Raw genomic sequence first — 18133 nt, forward strand, 5'->3', positions numbered from 1 at the left:
CATCCCGATGACCGAACCGAGCCCCGCCGCCTTCACGGAGGCGCGCGCCCGGGACGTGCTGGCCGCGGCCGGGCACCCCGAGGCCGCCGCCGACGCCGCACTGCTCTCCCTCGGCGAGAACGCCGTCTTCGCCCTCGGCGACCACGGACCGGTCGTCCGGGTGGGCCGCAGCGCCGAACTCCTGGAGCGGGCCGAGCGGGAACTGGGCGTGGCGCAATGGCTGGCCGCCGAGGGCGTACCGGCCGTACGGGCCGCGGAGCCCGTGGCGACCTTGGCGGACGGACATCCCGTGACCTACTGGCAGCGGTTGCCGGAGGCCGTCCGCCCCGCCGGTCCGGACGATCTCGCCGCGCTGCTGAAGCTGGTGCACGCGCTGCCGGAGCCGCCGTTCGCGCTCCCCCGCCGCGAACTGCTCGGCGGTGTCGAGCGCTGGCTGCGGCTGGCCGGCGACGCCGTGCCGGCATCGGACGCGGAGTATCTGCGCGGGCGGCGGGATGCCTTCGCGGCCGCCGCCACGGCCCTGGAACCGCATCTGCCCCGCGGCCCCATCCACGGCGACGCCCTGGCCCGCAACATTCATGTCGGGCCCGCCGGCCCCGTGCTGGTCGACCTGGAAACCTTCTCCTCCGATCTGCGGGAACACGATCTGGTCGTGATGGCGCTCAGCCGGGACCGCTACGGCCTGCCCGCCGACGCCTACGACACCTTCGTGTCCGTCTACGGCTGGGACGTACGGGACTGGGAGGGCTGCGCCGTGCTGCGCGGATCGCGGGAAACTGCCAGCTGCGCCTGGGTCTCCCAGCACGCGCCCGGAAACCCGGCGGCCGCCAAGGAGTTCCGGCGCCGAATCGCCTCACTGCGCGACAAGGATGCGACGGTGCGGTGGTATCCCTTCTGAGGGGGGCGGCCTGACGGGCCCGCCCTGCGGCCCGGCCGGGCCGCTCTCGCTCAGACGCCGGCCTGGTACGGGATCAGCGGCCAGGCCGGCTCGACTATCGCCCGGGGGTCGCCGGAGCGCCGCAAATACGCCTGGAACGAGGTGGCTTGTTCGGCGGCCGCCTGCTCCTGGAGGGTGTGCAGCGCACGGGGCGACGGGAGGGCGACGGCCGGGTACTTCTCCCCGATGCGCCGGGCGACGCCGGCCGCGGCCGCCGCGTCGGCGCCCGCCTCGTGTGCGCCGTCCAGCGGGACGCCGTAGTGACCGCAGAGTGCCTGGAGGGCGCGCTTCCCCTTGCGGTAGCGGTCCACATGCTTGTCCAGGACGAGCGGGTCGATGACCGGTGCGGGCGCGTGTCCGAGGCGTTCGGTCAGGGTGCGCAGGCCGTGGCGGCGGCACTCGCGGTCCAGCAGCGAGAGGTCATAGCGCGCATTCATCACCACCAGCGGGATCTCCGCGCGCAGGGCCTCGGCCAGCGCCTCGGTGATTTCCTCTATGGCGGTGGCCGGCGGACACCCGTGCTCTTGGGCATATGCGGTGGAAATGCCGTGAATGGCCGCTGCCTCGTCCGGAATCGGCACACCCGGATCCAGCAGCCACGTCAGCTTGGCGGCCGGCCGGCCGTCCCCCTCCAGCCTTAGCAGGGCCGCGGTGACGATGCGGTCCTGCTCGACGTCGGTGCCCGTGGTCTCCAGATCGAAGCTGACCAGCAGCCCCTGATGCCAACTCATGCCGAAACCTCGCTTCGCCCGGCCTCGCACTCGCGCGGCGCGCACCCCGCCATGACGAACCCCCGGCCCTCGGCCGGGGGGATCCCCCTGCTGCGCTCGCTCATGCGGCCTCCTTCGGTGGTACTTCCCCCGTTGCTCGCCCACTCTCGCACGCACCACTGACAATCGACCGGCGGCCTGTCGCGACAGAGGCCCCACCGGCCCCCCGCACCCCTAGGCTGACCGCCATGGACCTACGGCTGACAGGACACGGCGCGCTGGTGACGGGCAGCAGTTCGGGCATCGGGGCCACGATCGCCGAGACGCTGGCGGACGAGGGGTGCGACGTCCTCGTCCACGGGCGGAACGCGGGGGCCGCGGCGGCCGTCGCCGAGCAGGTCGCGGCCCGTGGGGTGCGGGCCGAAGTGGTGCTCGGTGATCTGACGGAACCGGGCATCGCCGAGCAGGTCGCCCTCACCGCACGGGACTTCGGTGCCCACATCCTCGTCAACAACGCCGGTCCGTTCGCCGAGCACGACTGGGAGAGCTCCCGGCCGTCCGACTGGCGGGCCGCCTTCGAGGGGAATGTGCTGCCGACCGTGCGGGTCAGCCAGACCCTGCTGCCGTCGCTGCGCGCCCACGGCTGGGGCCGGGTGATCACCATCGGCAGCCGGGCGGTACGGACACCGCTGCCCCACATGGTGACGTACTCCGCCGCCAAGGCCGCCGTGGTGAACATGACCACCAGCCTGGCCCGGCACCTCGCCGGGACCGGGGTCACCGCGAACTGTGTGAGCCCGGGGGTGATCGTCACGCCCTCCATGTACCGGATGTTCGAGGAGCGGTCGGCCGGGGACGACGGCGTCCAAGGGGACTCGGAGGGCGGGCCGGACGAGGCGGACCTCGTCGCGGAGTACGCGCCGAATCCGAGCGGGCGGCTGGGGCGCCCGTCGGACATCGCGGCCGCGGTCGCCTATCTGGCGAGCCCGCTCGCGGACTATGTCAACGGGATCGAGCTACGGGTCGACGGGGGGATCACGGGGACGCCGTAGGTCCCGGCCGGCCGGCTTGTCGTCAGCTGGAGGACGCGCAGCCGTTCGCGGAGGGGATGCCGGGCCGCCAGACCGGCCAGCTCGGCGGTCAGCGGGGCGTGCTCGCCCAGCTCCAGGCGGGCCGCGGCCCGTTCCTCCAGGGCGGTCAGCCGCTGCTCCTCCAGGCTCTCGGCCACCGGGCGCAGTCGGGGGCCGGCCCGCGGCGCCGGGAGCCCCGTAGTACGGCGACTGCCGCCCCCGTGGGTGACGGGGGCGGCGTCCGGTTCAGGAAACCGGCCGCGAATCCGCCCACATGCTCTCGAATTCCTCCCGGTAGGTCTCGAAGAGACCGTGGTCGCCGTCGCGGGTGTGCGGGGCGTCCTGGCGGACGACCTCCCGGCCGCCGCCGCGCAGGACGAGTACGGGGGATTCCATGCCGCGGCTCTTGCGGAGGTAGGGCTGGACCACCGCCACGCCGTCGGGACCGTCGCCGTCGACGAGGTAGGCGGTGAAGCGCGGGGTCTCGTCGAAGACCTGGATCTCGAAGGCGCCGGGGTCGCGCAGCCTGGCCCGCACCCGCCGCATATGGAGGATGTTCATCTCGATGGAGCGGCTCATCTCGCCCTTTTTCAGGCCGATTTCGCGCTCTCGGCGGCGGACCGCGCTGCTGGCCGGGTTGAGGAAGAGCAGCCGGACGCGGCAGCCGGATTCGGCGAGCCGGACCAGGCGACGGCCCGAGTAGTTCTGGACCAGGAGGTTGAGTCCTATGCCCACGGCGTCGAGGCGGCGGGCGTCGCCGAAGAGGTCCTCGGCGGGGAGCTGGCGCTGGAGGCGCACCCGGTCGGAGTGCACCCCGATGACATCGGCGTAGCGGTCGCCGACCAGGTCCTCCACCGCGTCGATGGGCAGCCGTCCGGAGATCCGGGTGCCGACGCCGGAGCCGAGTATGTCCAGGAGGCGGGCGGAGGCGCGCTCGGCCTGGGCGAGGACCGTCTCGGACAGGGCGCGGTTGCGGGAGACGATGTTGCGGGCGACCTCCAGTTCGTCGAGGGCCAGCTCGACGTCGCGGCGGTCGTCGAAGTAGGGCTCGAAGCAGGGCCAGTGCTGGACCATCAGTTCGCGGAGTTGCGGCAGGGTCAGAAAGCTGACGATGTTGTCGTCGGCGGGGTCGAGGAGGTAGCCCTTGCGGCGGCTGACCTCGCGGACGGCGACCGCGCGCTGCACCCACTCCTGACCGGCGGGGCCGGCCGCGGCGATGACCCATTCGTCGCCGTGCACCGGCTCGTAGATGGGCCGCAGGACGGCCGCGACGACGGCCCGCAGCCGTTGCTCGACGAGATTCAGCCAGATGTAGGCGCGACCGGCCCGGCGGGCGCGGGTGCGCACCTCGCTCCAGGCGTCGGCGCCCCAGTCCAGCTCAGCCCCGATCTCCAGCGGTCGTGCCAGGGACACCGCGCCGGGCGGTGCGTCGACGGAGCCGCCCTCATGGCCCTCATGACTCTCGTCACCAGGGGGCAACTCCAGCCCGCCGCTCACCTGCCACCGCCTTCCGAACCCCCGTGCCAACGATCAAGGCAGACTACTGCGGTGCGGGAGGCGGTGCAGCAGGATGGATCGAGTCGGTTACCAACTCCCCTTATCCATAGTGCCCGTTGTGCCCGGACAGCGTGGGCGGAGTGAGCGGATTCATAGCGGTGACATCGCGGGGCACCAGCTGGAAGCCCTGCCAGTGCACGGGCATCGGCTCCTGGTCCTCGTCCCTGGCGATGTGGTGGAACCCGATGTTGACCCACGCGATGGGGTGTTTCAGCGGCTGGCCGTTGACCCAGGTGTCGACGCTCTTGCCGGCCCGGGGGCCACAGTTGGCCAGGTTGTTGCTGGCGAACTGCTCACATTTGTTGTACTCGGTGAAATAGACGTCATGGGTGGTGTAACTGCGCCCGCTGTATTTGCTGGTCGGCCCGGGGACGATCTCGTACGAGCGCGGGTGGCCGTCCTTGTTGCGGCCCGCGCCCACCACCCGCCACCAGCGCAGCGGGCCGGCGTCCCCGGCCAGCTCCTTGGTGACCGGCGTGCGGGTGGTGCGGATGGTGGGGGTGCGGCCGCCGGAGCGGACGGTGGTGGCGGAGTCGAACTGCTCGATCTTGTTGGCGGCGGAGCCGCCCAGGCCGAAGTTGAGCCGCCAGAAGACATTGTGGCTGTGGCTGGTGGCGTAGTCCTTGGCGCCCTTGCCGAGCGGCGCGCCCCGGCCGTCCCCGGCGTCGTAGTCGCCGGGTGAGACGGTGCCGGTGGCACCGACCTGCACGGTCATGGCGCCGTCGCCGGAGAACCGCCATTCACTGATGTACTCGTACCAGCCGACCTTGTTGACGGTGTAGAGCAGCAGGTCCTTGCCCTGGAGCTGGTAGATCTTGGCGCGCTCGCCGGGGTAGGGGCCCATGCGGTAGGCGTGGCCGCGGGCGCGGGTGGTGGCGCACAGACCCCTGACGTCGGGGTGGGCGGGGTCATAGGCGCCGGGGACCCGGACGGTCTTGAGGGTGCCGCCGGGGCATTCGGCCGGGTCGAGCTTCTGGAGGCCCTGGGCGAAGCCCTGGCCGGTGAGGTCGTCGTACTCGTTCCGGCCGTCGTCGTAGGGGACGTGGATCTGGGCGAGCTTGGCGGTGGTGAGCACCTTGACCGGGGTGCGTTCGCCCTTGGGCTGGTAGGAGACGTCGTCCAGGACGAGACCGGCGTTGCCCTCGTAGTGCCAGCACATGCGCCAGACGGTGCCGCCGTCCAGCGTCCGGGTGATGCGGTGGGCGGCGCCGCAGTGGGGGGTGGGCGCGGGTGCGGCGGGGGCCTCGGGGGCGGCCTGGGCGGCCGGGCCGGTCGTCAGGGCGGCCGTGGCGAGCAGCAGCGGGACGGTGGCGAGGACCGCGGCGCGGCGGCGCGGGCGGCGGGTGGCGGGTCTTCCGGGCAAGGCGGGCTCCGGTGGGGTGGCGGGTGGTCGGTGGCGGCGGTCAGCCGAGACGGGCGACGGTGCGGGCGCTGAGGTCGATCACGAAGCGGCGGGTGTCGATCCACCGGCCGTTCTTGACCTTGGTGAAGAGGCGGATGCAGCGGTGTTCCCCGCAGTCGCCGAGGGCGCCCTTCGCGTCGCCCGCGGCGCGGCCGCGGTAGACGAAGCCGGTGACGGACAGCGGATCGGGCCCGGTGAGGTCGTGTCCGGTGGCGGCGCGGTAGTCCTGGCGCAGACCGGAGCCCAGCGGGGCGGCGATCAGCAGCCGGGCCGCCTCGACGGCCTCGGCGTGGCTGGGCGGCGGCTGGACGCCGTGCTGGGTGTCCGTCGACTCGACCTTCGAGGTCGTGAGGTTGACGGTCTTGGTGACGTAGCTGTCGCGCGCGTAGTCGTAGAAGGAGACCAGCGCCCGGCGCGGCGGGTCGGCGAGCCCGGTCTCCGCGGGAGCGAGTTCGGCCAGGTCGGTGGTGAGGCGTTCGGGGCCGGGCCGTCCGGTGACGTCGGCGGCGCCGCCGCGCCGGGTGCGCGGCAGTGCCAGGTCCTGGGCGCGCCGCAGTTCGTCGTCGGTGAGCGGGTCCCGCCCCCGGCCGCTTTCCCCCTCCGCGGGGGCTTTCTCCACGACGCCGGGTGGCGGCGGCCCCTGGTCGCGTCCCGGTGCGGCCGCGGCGGGCCGGCTCCGGGGGCCCGTACCGCCGGCGGCGCCGGCGTCGGACGGCAAGGTGATCGCGACCATGGCGGCGGTGCCGGTCAGCGCGCCGGCGGCGCCCGCGACGGCCTTGCCCAGGTGGCGGTGCATCAGATGGCGCACGGTTCCTCCCTGCTGTCACATCCTCGTGACACGCATGTCGGCTCCCCCGGCCGGTCCTCCGGTAGGGCGACCAGTAGGACGATGCGACATCGCGACAGGTTGCCACCATTCAGCGGAGATCTCGCGAAAAAGCCTTTGTGTACGAAAAGTTGCGACAGAAGGGGGGAAGGATTTCGCACCGTTCCGCGGATGTGTGCCGTGGAGTCGCCGCAGCGCCCGAGAAGAAAGTGGAAGAGTCTACCCATGCAGGTCTGGCCGGGACAGATGTATCCGCTGGGTGCCACCTATGACGGGGCGGGCACCAACTTCGCGGTGTTCTCCGAAGCCGCGAAGCGCATCGAACTGTGTCTGCTGCACGACGACGGTTCGGAGACCGCCGTCGAGCTGCGCGAGAGCGACGCCTTTGTACGGCACGCGTATCTTCCGGGGGTGATGCCGGGGCAGCGTTACGGCTTCCGGGCGCACGGTCCGTACGAGCCGGAGCGGGGGCAGCGCTGCAATTCGGCGAAGCTGCTGCTCGACCCGTACGCCCGCGCCATGAGCGGCCGGATCGACTGGAACGAGGCCGTCTACGGCTACCACTTCGGGCGGCCCGAGGTGCGCAATGACCTGGACTCGGCGCCGCACACCATGGCGTCGGTGGTGGTCAATCCGTACTTCGACTGGGGTGACGACCGCCCGCCGCGCACCGCGTATCACGAGACGGTGCTCTACGAGGCCCATGTGAAGGGCCTGACGATGCGCCATCCGGAGCTCCCCGAGGAGCTGCGCGGCACCTATGCCGCGCTGGCGCATCCGGCGATCATCGAGCACCTCACCAAGCTCGGGGTGACCGCGCTGGAGCTGATGCCGGTGCATCAGTTCGTCCAGGACCACCGGCTGGTGGACGCGGGACTGACGAACTACTGGGGCTACAACACCATCGGCTTCTTCGCCCCGCACAACGCCTATGCGTCCTGGGGCGACCGCGGGCAGCAGGTGCTGGAGTTCAAGACGGCGGTGCGGGCGCTGCACCAGGCCGGTATCGAGGTGATCCTCGATGTGGTCTACAACCACACGGCCGAGGGCAGCCATCTGGGCCCGACGCTGTCCTTCCGGGGGCTGGACAACGCCTCCTACTACCGGCTGTCGGACGACCGGCAGTACTACATGGACACCACGGGCACCGGGAATTCGCTGCTGATGCGCAGCCCGCATGTGCTCCAGCTGGTGATGGACTCGCTGCGCTACTGGGTGCAGGAGATGCGGGTGGACGGCTTCCGCTTCGATCTGGCGGCTACGCTGGCCCGGCAGTTCCACGAGGTGGACCGGCTGTCGTCGTTCTTCGATCTGGTCCATCAGGACCCGGTGGTCAGCCAGGTGAAGCTGATCGCCGAGCCGTGGGACGTCGGCGAGGGCGGCTATCAGGTGGGGAACTTCCCCCCGCTGTGGACCGAGTGGAACGGGAAGTACCGGGACACCGTGCGGGACCTGTGGCGGGGCGAACCGCGCACCCTGGCGGAGTTCGGGTCCCGGCTGACGGGCTCGTCGGACCTCTACCAGGAGGACGGCCGGCGGCCGCTGGCCTCGGTGAACTTCGTGACCTGCCATGACGGCTTCACGCTGGGCGATCTGGTCGCGTACAACGAGAAGCACAACGAGGCCAACGGCGAGGACAACCGGGACGGTGAGCGCTTCAACCGGTCCTGGAACTGCGGTGCCGAGGGGCCGACCGACGATCCCGGGGTGCGGCGGCTGCGGGCGCGGCAGATGCGCAACTTCGTGGCCACGCTGATGCTGTCGCAGGGCGTGCCGATGCTCAGCCACGGGGACGAGTTCGGGCGCAGCCAGGGCGGCAACAACAACGCCTACTGCCAGGACAACGAGCTGTCGTGGGTGCGCTGGCCGGAGCGGGGGCGGGGCGCGGGCGCCGGGGATCCCGACGAACCGGACGCGGACCCGGCGGAGGGGCCGGACGAGGCGGCGGACGCGGACGCGGAGCAGCTGGCGCTGCTGGCGTTCGTGCGGCAGATGGTGTGGCTGCGGCGGGACCATCCGGTGTTCCGGCGCCGCCGGTTCTTCCAGGGCCACCCGGCGGAGGGCGCCCATGACGAGCTGTCCGACATCGCCTGGTTCACGGCGGGCGGCGAGGAGATGGGGCCGCGCGACTGGCAGTCGGTGCATGCCAAGGCGCTGACGGTGTTCCTCAACGGCAGCTCGATCTCCGAGCCGGGCCCCCGGGGCGAGCCGGTCACCGACGACTCGTTCCTGCTGATGTTCAACGCCCACGACCAGGAGAAGGAGTTCCGGGTTCCCGAGCACCTCGGGCGGCAGTGGCAGGTCGTGGTGGACACCGACCGGCCGCAGGCGGTCGCGGACGGCGGCGGCGCCAAGGTGAAGGCCGGCGACCGGCTGACGCTCATCGGGCGGAGCCTGCTGGTGCTCCAGCGGCCGGCCTGACCGCGGCGGCCGGCCGGCCGGTGGCCCGGGTGGTCAGGGCCAGGGCCAGGATCAGGACGGCGGCGCCCACGGCCACCGCGAAGGCGGCGGACGGGCCGTGGGCCTCGGCGAGCCGGCCGGAGACGGCCAGGGACAGCGCCTGGCCGCCCACGATCGCGCTGGTCAGAAAGGCCATCGACTCGGCCAGCCGGCCGGCCGGCACCAGCCGTTCGGTGAGGCCGAACAGCGTGATCAGATGCGGGGCGAAGGCCACGCCGAGGACCACGACGGCCAGGTAGAGCGCCCCCAGGGACCGTACGAACAGCAGTGGTACGGACAGCGCGATCAAGGCCACGGCGGCCGCCCGCCAGCGGAACGGCAGCCCGATCCGGGCGGGCACCAGCGCCATCGCGAGCCCGGCGACCGCGCTCATCACCCCCATCGCGGCATAGACCAGCCCGGCCTGGGCGGGCCGGTGCAGGTCCGCGGTGAGCGCGGTGATGCCGGACTGGCAGGCGCCGAAGAGGGCGCCCTGCAACGCCATCGAGGCGCGCATGACGTGCACCGCGCGGGGCATCCGGGCGCGGGCTGGCCGGGCAGCGGGGCACCCGCCGCGGCGGCGGTCCGGAGCCGGCCCGGCCCCGGCGCCCGTGGGCCGCGGCGCCGCGGTCGTGGGTCGCAGCACCGCGGCCGTGGGATGCAGCGCGAAGGCCGAGCCGCAGACCGCGAGCAGCAGCGCGGCCAGGGCGAGTGCCACGGCCGGGTGGGCCACCGTGGCGGACAGTCCCACCAGCGCCGGACCGAGCACGAACGACACCTCGTCCAGGGTGCCTTCGCAGGACAGCGCGGTGTCGACCAGGCGGTCGTCGGCCCGGGCGCGGCGGGCGAGGGCGACGAGCCGGGTGCGGGCCAGCGGCCCGATCTGCGGCACTCCGGCCCCGGCGAGCAGCGCGAGCAGGGCGAGCGGCAGCGCCCCGGTCCGGGCGAGCGCGGCCAGCACCAGCGCGGTCACGGCGAGGGCGTCGAACCAGCAGGCGGCCAGCACCACCGGCCGCTGCCCGTGCCGGTCGGCGAGCCGGCCGAGCAGCGGGCCGCCCACCGTCTGGCCGGCCGCCAGCGCCCCGCCCACCAGGCCCGCGGTGGCCAGCGAGCCGCTGGTCTCCGCCACCAGCAGCAGACTGCCGAACTGGCACATGGCGGTGGGGAGCCGGCCGAGGAAGGAGACGACGGGCAGCAGCGGCCCGCCCAGCGCGAGCACCCGGCGAAAGGCGGCGGTGGCAGCGGTCATCGCCCGACGCTAACCGGCGGGCCGCCGCGCGCCCCATGGAGCGGACCTACGAAGGTACCCGCCCCCGGAGCCCACTCCGTCGGAGGAAACAACGACACCCATGCGGGAGGGAGATGACACAACGGGCCGTCAGCGGGGTACGGGTGTTCCCATGACGCAGCCCTCCAGTCCGTCACCGACCGCCACCTATCGGCTGCAACTCCAGCCGGACTTCCCGTTCGCCGCCGCCGAGCGGGCCGTCCCGCATCTGGCCGCGCTCGGCATCTCCCATCTGCACCTCTCTCCGGTGCTGGAGGCGGTGCCGGGCTCCACACACGGCTACGACGTGGTCGACCACACGGCCGTACGGGCCGAGCTGGGCGGCGAGACGGGGCTGCGGGCGCTGGCGGCGACCGCCCGCGCGCACGGCCTCGGGCTGGTCGTCGACCTGGTGCCGAACCATATGGCGGTGCCGGAGCCGATGTCGCTGAACGGGCCGCTGTGGCAGGTGTTGCGGGACGGCCCGGCGTCCCCGTACGCGCGCTGGTTCGACATCGACTGGGGCGCGGGGCACGGCGGGCGGCTGCTGCTGCCGGTGCTCGGCGGCCGGATCGGCGAGGAGCGGCGGCACTTCCGGGTCGAGGGCGAGGTGCTGCGCTATCACGGGCATGCCTTCCCGCTGCGCCCCGGGACCGAGAAGCTGCCGCCGGACCGCCTGCTGGAGGCCCAGTGGTACCGCCTCGCCTGGTGGCGGCTGGCCCGCAGCGAGCTGAACTACCGCCGCTTCTTCACCATTTCCGAGCTGATCGGGGTGCGCGTCGAGGACCCCGAGGTGTTCGAGGCGACGCACGCCACGGTGCTGCGGCTGATGGACGAGGGCGTCATCGACGGGCTGCGCATCGACCACCCGGACGGTCTGGCGGACCCCGGCGGCTATCTGGCCCGGCTGCACGAGCGGACCGGCGGCCGCTGGACGGTGGTGGAGAAGATCCTCACCGGTGCCGAGCGGCTCCCGGACAGCTGGGCCTGTGCGGGCACCACCGGCTATGACGCCCTGCGGCACATCGACGGCGTGTTCGTCTGCCCCCAGGGGGCCGGACGGCTGTTCTCCCACTACCGGGACTTCGTCACCCCGCTGGCCGACGAGGGCGGCGACTGGGAGGAGACGGTGCGCCGGGCCGCGTACGAGGTCGTCACCCACGATCTGGCCACCGAGATCGAGCGGCTGGTGCGGACCGCGGCCCGGATCAGCGCCCGCGCCCCCGGGCCGGGCGACCATGCGACCTGGGCGCTGCGGCACGCCCTCCGTGAGCTGCTGGTGCGGCTGCCGGTCTACCGCCCGTATGCCGCGGATCCGACCCGGGCCGGGCAGGACGCGGCCATGCTGGACGCGGCGGCGGAACAGGCGCGTACGGCGTTCCGGGTGCCCGAGGAGGCGCGGGCGGTCGATCTGCTCCGCGATCTGGCGCTCGGCCGGCTGACCGACCCCCCGGAGCACGAGGGCACGGACTGCGCCGACTTCACCGCGCGGTTCGCGCAGACCGCGTCCGCGCTGCACGCCAAATCCGTGGAGGACACCGCCTTCTACCGCTATCCGGTGCTGCTGTCGGCCTGTGAGGTCGGCGGCGATCCGGGGGAGCCGGCGCTCGCCCCGGAGGTGTTCCATGCGTACTGCGCCCGGCTTCAGCGGGACCGGCCGGCGGCCGGCACGGTGCTCTCCACCCACGACACCAAGCGCAGCGCCGATGTACGGGCGCGGATCGCGGTGCTGTCGGAGTGCCCGGACCGGTGGCGGGATGTGCTCGGTGCGATGGGCGACGACGCGGTGTGCGGCCGCACGGCGAGTGCGCTGGACGGTATCGCCCCGGCGGACCCGATGGTGTCCTGGCTGGCCTGGCAGACCGCGTTCGGCCTGGGGGCGGCCGGTGACGGCGAGGCGGCCGAGCGGGTGGCGCCCGCGGTGCTCAAGGCCGCGCGGGAGGCCGGGCTGCGGACCTCGTGGACGGAGCGGAACGCGATCTACGAGGACGCCGTCGAGGAGTTCGTCCGCAACGGGCCCTGTGGTCCCACGGCCGCCCCGCTCGCCGCGCTGGACGGGGAGCTCGCCCCGTTCGTCCGCGCGAATGTGCTGGGCGCGGCGCTGCTCCAGCTCACCATGCCGGGCGTCCCCGATCTCTACCAGGGCACCGAAGCCGGTTATGCCGCGCTGGTCGACCCGGACAACCGGCGGCCGGCCCGCTTCCGCCCCGAGGTGCTCACCGCGCTGGACGGCGGAAGCCCGCCGGGCGATCTGTCCGATGAGAAGCTCCGGCTGACCGCCGCGGCGCTCCGGCTGCGGCGCGACCATCCGCAGTGGTTCGGCGCCGCGGCCTCGTACGAGCCGGTGTACGGGGAGGGCCCGGCGGCCGAGCACTGTGTGGCGTTCTGCCGCAGCGGGCGGGTGCTGACGGTGGTGACCCGGCTGTCGCTGCGGCTGGTGGAGACCGGCGGCTGGTGGGACACCCTGCTGCGGCTGCCGTCGGAGGGCCCCTGGCGCGAGCTGCTGAGCGGGCGCGAGCTGCCGGGCGGCGCGGTGGTGGGGCTGAGCGACCTGCTGGCGGAGTCGCCGGTGGCGCTGTTCGTGCGGGAGTGATGAGTCGTCAGTTTCTGCTGTCCCGCCGCCCCTCCGCGAGTGAGATGGCGTCAGTGTCCGGCGTCCCGCGGTCCCTCCGCGCTGGCCACCACCGTGCGCAGCAGCTCCGTGAACTCCGCGGCCGCGCCGGTCGGTTCGACCCGGGAGAAGACCGTGATGTCGCGGTGCCAGGGCGGGTCGGTGGGCACGACCGCGCAGTCGAGGCCGCGGAGTTCATGGGCCGCGGTCAGCAGGACACCGACGCCCGCCGACGCCATCCGGACGGCCGTGGAGCTGTGCTGGGTGCGGACCGCGGTCCGCGGGGTGAAGCCGGCCCGTTCGCACTCCCGGTCCAGCCACCGCCGGCCGTCGACGACCGGCTCCAGGCTGCACCGCACCCACGGGCGGTCCGCCAGCTCGGCGAGGCGGACCGACTCCCGGGCGGCGAGCGGGTCACCGTGCGGGACGACCAGCACCATCCGCTCCCGTCCCACGACGGTGACCGGCCCCGGCCAGTCCTTGGGGCGCGGGCCGAGCGCCAGATCGGCGACCCCGCGGGCCATCTGCTCGTCCAGCTCCTCGGTGGTGGCGTACTCATGGAGCACCAGACGGACGCCCGGACGGGTACGGGCCCAGCGGGCACAGACCTCCGGGAGCACCCCGACCGCCTGGGAGTGCACCGTCGCGATATGCAGTTCACCGCTCTCCGCACCGCCCGCCGCGAGCGCGGCGCGGCGGGCCTGCCGGGCGCTGCGGACCGCGAGCTGGGCGTGCGGGAAGTAGGCCCGGCCCATCGCGGTCAGCCGCACCCCGCGGGTCATCCGCTCCAGCAGCGGGCCGCCGACCGTCCGCTCCAGCGCCTTGATCTGGTGCGAGAGCGCGGACTGGGTGACATGCAGCGCCTCGGCGGCGCGGGTGAAGGACTCCTGCTCCACGACCGCGACGAGGTACTCCATCTGCCGCAGACTCATGCCCGCCCCTCCCGGTGCCCTCGGCCCTTCATGCCGTGCCGTACGGGAAGAAGCACCGGCGTATGAAGGTTCTTCATCACCTCCATGGAAACATTGCCTTGGACTCATCACCGCAGGTGGGCGCAGTCTGAGCAGATGAGTGAGACAGACCCGAACACGACGGACGTCATCGTCATCGGCGGCGGCACCGGCGGCTACAGCACCGCCCTGCGCGCCGCGTCCCTGGGGCTGCGGGTGGTGCTGGCCGAACGCGATCTGATCGGCGGTACCTGTCTGCACCGCGGCTGCATCCCCAGTAAGGCCATGCTGCACGCGGCCGAGCTGGTGGACGGCATCGCGGAGGCCCGCGAGCGGTGGGGCGTCAAGGCCACCGTCGACTCCCTGGACTGGCCGGCCCTGGTGGCCACCCGCGACACCATCGTCGCCCGCAACCACCAGGGCGTGGCCGGGCACTTGCGGACGGCGGGGGTGCGGGTCCTCCAGGGCACCGCGCGGCTGACCGGGCCCCGTACGGTCCATGTCGAGGGCGCCGGGGAATTCACCGCGCGGCGCGGCATCGTGCTGGCCACCGGCTCCCGGCCGAGGATGCTGCCGGGCCTGGCCGCGGACGGCCGACGGGTGGTGACCAGCGACGACGCACTGTTCGCGGCCGGGCTTCCGGCGTCCGTCCTCGTCCTGGGCGGCGGGGCGATCGGCGTCGAGTACGCGTCCTTCCACCGCTCCATGGGGGCCGAGGTCACCCTCGTCGAGGCGGCCGGGCGGCTGCTTCCGATGGAGGACGAGGACGTCGGCCGCCATCTGGCGCGCGGGCTGAAGAAGCGCGGTATCGCGGTCCGTACGGGCTCGACGCTCACCGGCACCGAGCTGCTGCCGGACGGGGTGCGGGCCACCGTGCGCACCCCGAAGGGCGAGGAGCTGGTGATCGAGGCCGAGCGGCTGCTGGTCGCGGTGGGGCGGGCCCCGGTGACGGACGGGCTGGAGCCGGCGGCGGCCGGGCTGGCGGCGGACGAGCGGGGGTTCGTCGCACCGGCGGACTGGTCCCGGCTGGAGACCGCGGTCCCCGGCATCCATGTGGTCGGCGATCTGCTGCCGCCGCCGTCCCCGGGGCTGGCCCATGCGTCCTTCGCGGAGGGCCTGTTGGTGGCCGAGACGCTGGCGGGCCTCCCGTCGCGGGCGGTGGACTACGCGACCGTGCCGCGGGTGACGTACTCCGCACCGCAGACCGCGTCGGTCGGCCGGACCGAGGCCGAGGCGCGCGCCGCCGGCGTGGACATCAAGGTGAACACCATGCCGCTGGCCGCCACCGCTAAGGGCATGGTGCACGGCCAGGGCGGGATGGTGAAGGTGATCGCGACGGCGGACGGTGCGGGCGGTGAGGCCACCGGCACGGTGCTCGGGGTCCATCTCGTCGGGCCGCATGTCTCGGAGATGATCGCGGAGAGCCAGCTGATCGTGGGCTGGGACGCCGAACCGGCCGATGTCGCCCGGCACATCCACGCCCATCCGACGCTGTCGGAGGCGGTCGGCGAGGCGTTCCTGACGCTGGCGGGGCGGGGGCTGCACCAGCACTGAGCGGGCCGGGGCCGGGACCGTAATTCGGTTGCGGTCCCGCGCCGGGCTGACAGCATGGCCGCGTACGACGGTTCGTTTCCCTGAGCAAGGAGCACGGAATGCGCGGATTCCTCGGAACCACTCATCGCCCCCACCGGACGACAGTTCTTGAGGAAACCACCTTCCATGCATCCTTCGCGCACCCTGAACATCGGCATTCTCGCCCACGTCGACGCGGGTAAGACCAGCCTCACCGAGCGGCTGCTGTTCGACACCGGCGCCATCGAGCACCTCGGCAGCGTCGACGCCGGTGACACCCGCACGGACACCGGTGAGCTGGAGCGGCAGCGCGGTATCACCATCCGCTCCGCCGTCGCCTCCTTCACCGTCGGCGGCACCCAGGTCAATCTCCTCGACACCCCCGGCCACTCCGATTTCATCGCCGAGGTCGAGCGCGCGCTCGGGGTGCTCGACGGCGCCGTGCTGCTGCTGTCCGCGGTGGAGGGCGTCCAGGCCAGGACCCGGGTGCTGATGAAGACACTGCGGCGGCTGCGGCTGCCCACCCTGCTGTTCATCAACAAGATCGACCGGGCCGGCGCCCGGGGCGAGCCGCTGCTCGCCGACATCCGCCGGCTGCTGGCGCCGGTCGCCGTCCCGATGACGTCCGTGACCGGCCTGGGCACCGCGCGGGCCGCGTCCGTGCCGTACGACCTGGCGGACCCGCGGGTCCGCGAGCGGATCGCGGAAGTCGTGGCCGAGGCCGATGAGTCGATGCTGGATCTGCTGGTCAGCCGGCTCCCTGGCGGGCCGGACGCGGGCGACGGTCGCCCGCCGCTGACCGCGGACCGGCTCCGTGCGGCGCTGGCCGCCCGGACCGCCGACGGCTCGCTGCACCCGGTCTACTTCGGCTCCGCCCTCGGCGGCCAGGGCGTCGGCGCGCTCATCGACGGGATGGTCCGGCTGATCCCGCCCGCACCGGCCGGTCCGGGCACCGAGCCGCGGGGCACGGTCTTCGCCGTGCATCAGCCGCCGCACGGCGAACGGACGGCGTATCTCCGGCTCTACGCGGGCGAGTTGCGGCCACGGCAGCAGATCACCCTCCACCGGCCCGGCACGGACGGCACCGACGGCACCCTGACCGGCCGGATCACCGCCCTCCAGGTCGTCGGCCGGCCGCCCGGCGACGACCGGCCGCTCACCCCGGGCCAGATCGCGGTGCTCCGCGGGCTGCCCGGCATCCGCACCGGTGACCGTCTCGGCCCGCCCGGCGACGGACCCGCCGGCGCCGCGCTGTTCCCCTCCCCCACCCTCGAAACCCTGGTCCGGGCCCGTATCCCGGCACAGGCCGCCGCACTGCGCACCGCGCTGCTGACGCTCGCCGACCAGGACCCGCTGCTCCAGGTCCGCCCCGCGCCCGGCGGTGCCACCTCGGTGCTGCTGCACGGCGAGGTGCAGAAGGAGATCCTCGCCGCCACCCTGCACCAGGAGCACGGCATCGAGGCCGAGTTCGCGCCGAGCCGGGTGGTGTGTGTCGAGCGGCCGTGCGGGGTCGGCGAGGCGTGCGAGGAGATCGCCCGGCACGGCCACACCGGGCCCTGGGCCACGGTCGGACTCCGGGTCGAGCCGGGCGCCCGGCACTCCGGCCCGGTCTTCGCCTACGAGACCGAACTGGGCGCCCTGCCACACGGCTTCCACCAGGCCATCGAGGAGACGGTGCAGGCGACCCTGCGGCACGGACCGCGCGGTCTGGCGGTGACGGACTGCCGGGTGGTGCTGACCCGGTCCGGTTTCGTCGGCCCGGTCAGCACCGCCGGGGACTTCCGTACGGTCACTCCCCGGGTGCTGCGGCGCGCCCTGGAGCGGGCCGGTACCCGGGTCTACGAGCCGTATCACGCCTTCGAGGCGGACATCCCGCTCGCCGCGCTGGCGCCGGTGACCGCCCGTCTCGCGGCGCTGGGCGCCGAGTTCGCCGAGACCACCGGCGGCCGGCACTCCTGGCTGGTCAGCGGGGTCCTCCCGGCGCGCCATGTCCAGGATTTCCAGGGGCTGTTGCCCGGTCTGACGCACGGCGAGGGGGTGTGGACGTCCGCCCCCTCGGGCGACCGTCCGGTGCGGGGGAACGCGGCACCGGAGGAGAGCGGATCCCGGTGAGGCGGCGGCCGCCGGGCCGGAGCGGGCCGGGGCCCATGGCCCTTCCGTCGCGCGCGGCCCGGCTCAGCGCTCCGTCAGGACGTAATCCACCTGGCCGAACCGGATGTGGTCCCCGGGGCCGACCGGCACCTCGCCCACCACCCGGCGGCCGTTGACGCAGGTGCCGTTGGTGGAGCCGAGGTCGCGCAGCAGCCAGCCCTTGCCGGCGCTGCGGAGTTCGGCGTGCGCACGGGAGACCGTCTCGTGGTTGAGGCGCAGACCGGAACCGGGAGCCCGCCCTATGAGCAGCGGGAGCGGGCCCGGCTCGGGCAGCAGCAGCTTCGGCAGCCGCTCCGTACGCCAGGCGCGGCGCACCCGGAGGTGGAAGGCGGACGCCCGGCCCACCATCCGCAGCACCACGCCCTGGACCCTGCCGCGGCTCGCCAAGTCGGCGGTGACCAGGTCGAGTTCGGACTGCTGTTGGGCGGTCAGAACGAGTTCCAGGCGCCGCAGGAAAGTGTCCTGGGACAGCCGTCCCTGCGCCGCGCCGTCACGCAGCAGGTCGAGGGCGCGTTCCCGGTCGGCGTCCGACGGCCGCGCCGGACGCGCAGGGAACTCGAGCGAAGTCATACCGGGATTCTCCGGCCACCGCGAGCCGCTGTCCAGGCGATGTGGCTGCGCAGAGCGCTGCGGCGGGCCGG

Annotated in this window: 14 protein-coding genes; 6 read left to right on the forward strand and 8 right to left on the reverse strand. The window is 73.4% G+C overall.

Features of this window, described 5'->3' with window-relative positions; all coding sequences use genetic code 11:
- Window positions 1-7: 7 nt before the first annotated feature.
- Window positions 8-898: an aminoglycoside phosphotransferase family protein gene (locus ACFWJW_RS05730; RefSeq protein ID WP_387235395.1), complete on the forward strand. Its 891-nt coding sequence runs from the start codon at window positions 8-10 to the stop codon at window positions 896-898.
- Between the two features lie 50 nt (window positions 899-948).
- On the opposite strand, the gene ACFWJW_RS05735 is transcribed toward ACFWJW_RS05730, so the two are convergent.
- The gene (locus ACFWJW_RS05735; RefSeq protein WP_387235397.1) at window positions 949-1668 is read right to left on the reverse strand and encodes a 3'-5' exonuclease; all 720 of its coding nucleotides are present in this window, start codon (window positions 1666-1668) and stop codon (window positions 949-951) included.
- 227 nt (window positions 1669-1895) lie between these two features.
- Here ACFWJW_RS05735 and ACFWJW_RS05740 point away from each other — a divergent pair, with 227 nt between their 5' ends.
- A complete protein-coding gene (locus ACFWJW_RS05740; protein WP_387235400.1) occupies window positions 1896-2699 on the forward strand; it encodes an SDR family NAD(P)-dependent oxidoreductase in 804 nt (267 codons plus the stop codon).
- Here the strand turns inward: ACFWJW_RS05740 and ACFWJW_RS05745 are convergent.
- The 4 genes from ACFWJW_RS05745 to ACFWJW_RS05760 form a co-directional block, all read right to left on the reverse strand.
- Complete coding sequence (locus tag ACFWJW_RS05745; protein WP_387235828.1) at window positions 2645-2983, reverse strand: BTAD domain-containing putative transcriptional regulator; 339 nt, start codon at window positions 2981-2983, stop codon at window positions 2645-2647. The genes ACFWJW_RS05740 and ACFWJW_RS05745 overlap by 55 nt on opposite strands.
- Window positions 2964-4214 (reverse strand): SAV2148 family HEPN domain-containing protein, encoded by a 1251-nt coding sequence (locus tag ACFWJW_RS05750; RefSeq protein WP_085927119.1) that lies wholly within the window; start codon window positions 4212-4214, stop codon window positions 2964-2966. Before ACFWJW_RS05750 ends, ACFWJW_RS05745 begins: the two co-directional genes overlap by 20 nt.
- Before the next feature lie 100 nt (window positions 4215-4314).
- Window positions 4315-5637, reverse strand: a complete 1323-nt coding sequence (locus ACFWJW_RS05755; RefSeq protein WP_387235403.1) for a copper amine oxidase — start codon at window positions 5635-5637, stop codon at window positions 4315-4317.
- A 40-nt stretch (window positions 5638-5677) separates the two neighbouring features.
- Complete coding sequence (locus ACFWJW_RS05760) at window positions 5678-6484, reverse strand: Tat pathway signal sequence domain protein (protein ID WP_387235406.1); 807 nt, start codon at window positions 6482-6484, stop codon at window positions 5678-5680.
- A gap of 243 nt (window positions 6485-6727) precedes the next feature.
- Between ACFWJW_RS05760 and glgX the strand changes: the two genes are divergently transcribed.
- On the forward strand, window positions 6728-8923 hold the full coding sequence (gene glgX, locus ACFWJW_RS05765; RefSeq protein ID WP_387235409.1) for a glycogen debranching protein GlgX: 2196 nt from the start codon (window positions 6728-6730) through the stop codon (window positions 8921-8923).
- Here glgX and ACFWJW_RS05770 read toward each other — a convergent pair.
- Window positions 8883-10190 carry an MFS transporter gene (locus ACFWJW_RS05770; protein ID WP_387235412.1) on the reverse strand — a complete coding sequence of 436 codons (1308 nt, stop codon included), beginning with the start codon at window positions 10188-10190 and terminating at the stop codon, window positions 8883-8885. The genes glgX and ACFWJW_RS05770 overlap by 41 nt on opposite strands.
- Before the next feature lie 151 nt (window positions 10191-10341).
- Here ACFWJW_RS05770 and treY point away from each other — a divergent pair, with 151 nt between their 5' ends.
- Entirely contained in the window at window positions 10342-12801 is a 2460-nt protein-coding gene (treY, locus tag ACFWJW_RS05775) for a malto-oligosyltrehalose synthase (protein WP_387235414.1), read from the forward strand.
- 50 nt (window positions 12802-12851) lie between these two features.
- Here the strand turns inward: treY and ACFWJW_RS05780 are convergent, their stop codons facing one another.
- Complete coding sequence (locus ACFWJW_RS05780; protein ID WP_387235417.1) at window positions 12852-13751, reverse strand: LysR family transcriptional regulator; 900 nt, start codon at window positions 13749-13751, stop codon at window positions 12852-12854.
- Window positions 13752-13886: 135 nt separating this feature from the next.
- Between ACFWJW_RS05780 and lpdA the strand changes: the two genes are divergently transcribed.
- Complete coding sequence (gene lpdA / locus ACFWJW_RS05785) at window positions 13887-15323, forward strand: dihydrolipoyl dehydrogenase (protein WP_387235420.1); 1437 nt, start codon at window positions 13887-13889, stop codon at window positions 15321-15323.
- A 165-nt stretch (window positions 15324-15488) separates the two neighbouring features.
- Window positions 15489-17453, forward strand: coding sequence for a tetracycline resistance ribosomal protection protein Otr(A) (gene otr(A) / locus ACFWJW_RS05790; RefSeq protein WP_387235423.1), 1965 nt, complete (start codon window positions 15489-15491; stop codon window positions 17451-17453).
- A 63-nt stretch (window positions 17454-17516) separates the two neighbouring features.
- On the opposite strand, the gene ACFWJW_RS05795 is transcribed toward otr(A), so the two are convergent.
- Window positions 17517-18062, reverse strand: coding sequence for an FHA domain-containing protein (locus ACFWJW_RS05795; RefSeq protein WP_387235426.1), 546 nt, complete (start codon window positions 18060-18062; stop codon window positions 17517-17519).
- Window positions 18063-18133: the final 71 nt, after the last annotated feature.

It is taken from the genome of Streptomyces sp. NPDC127097 (assembly GCF_042724075.1).
In the GTDB taxonomy this organism is placed as follows: domain Bacteria; phylum Actinomycetota; class Actinomycetes; order Streptomycetales; family Streptomycetaceae; genus Streptomyces.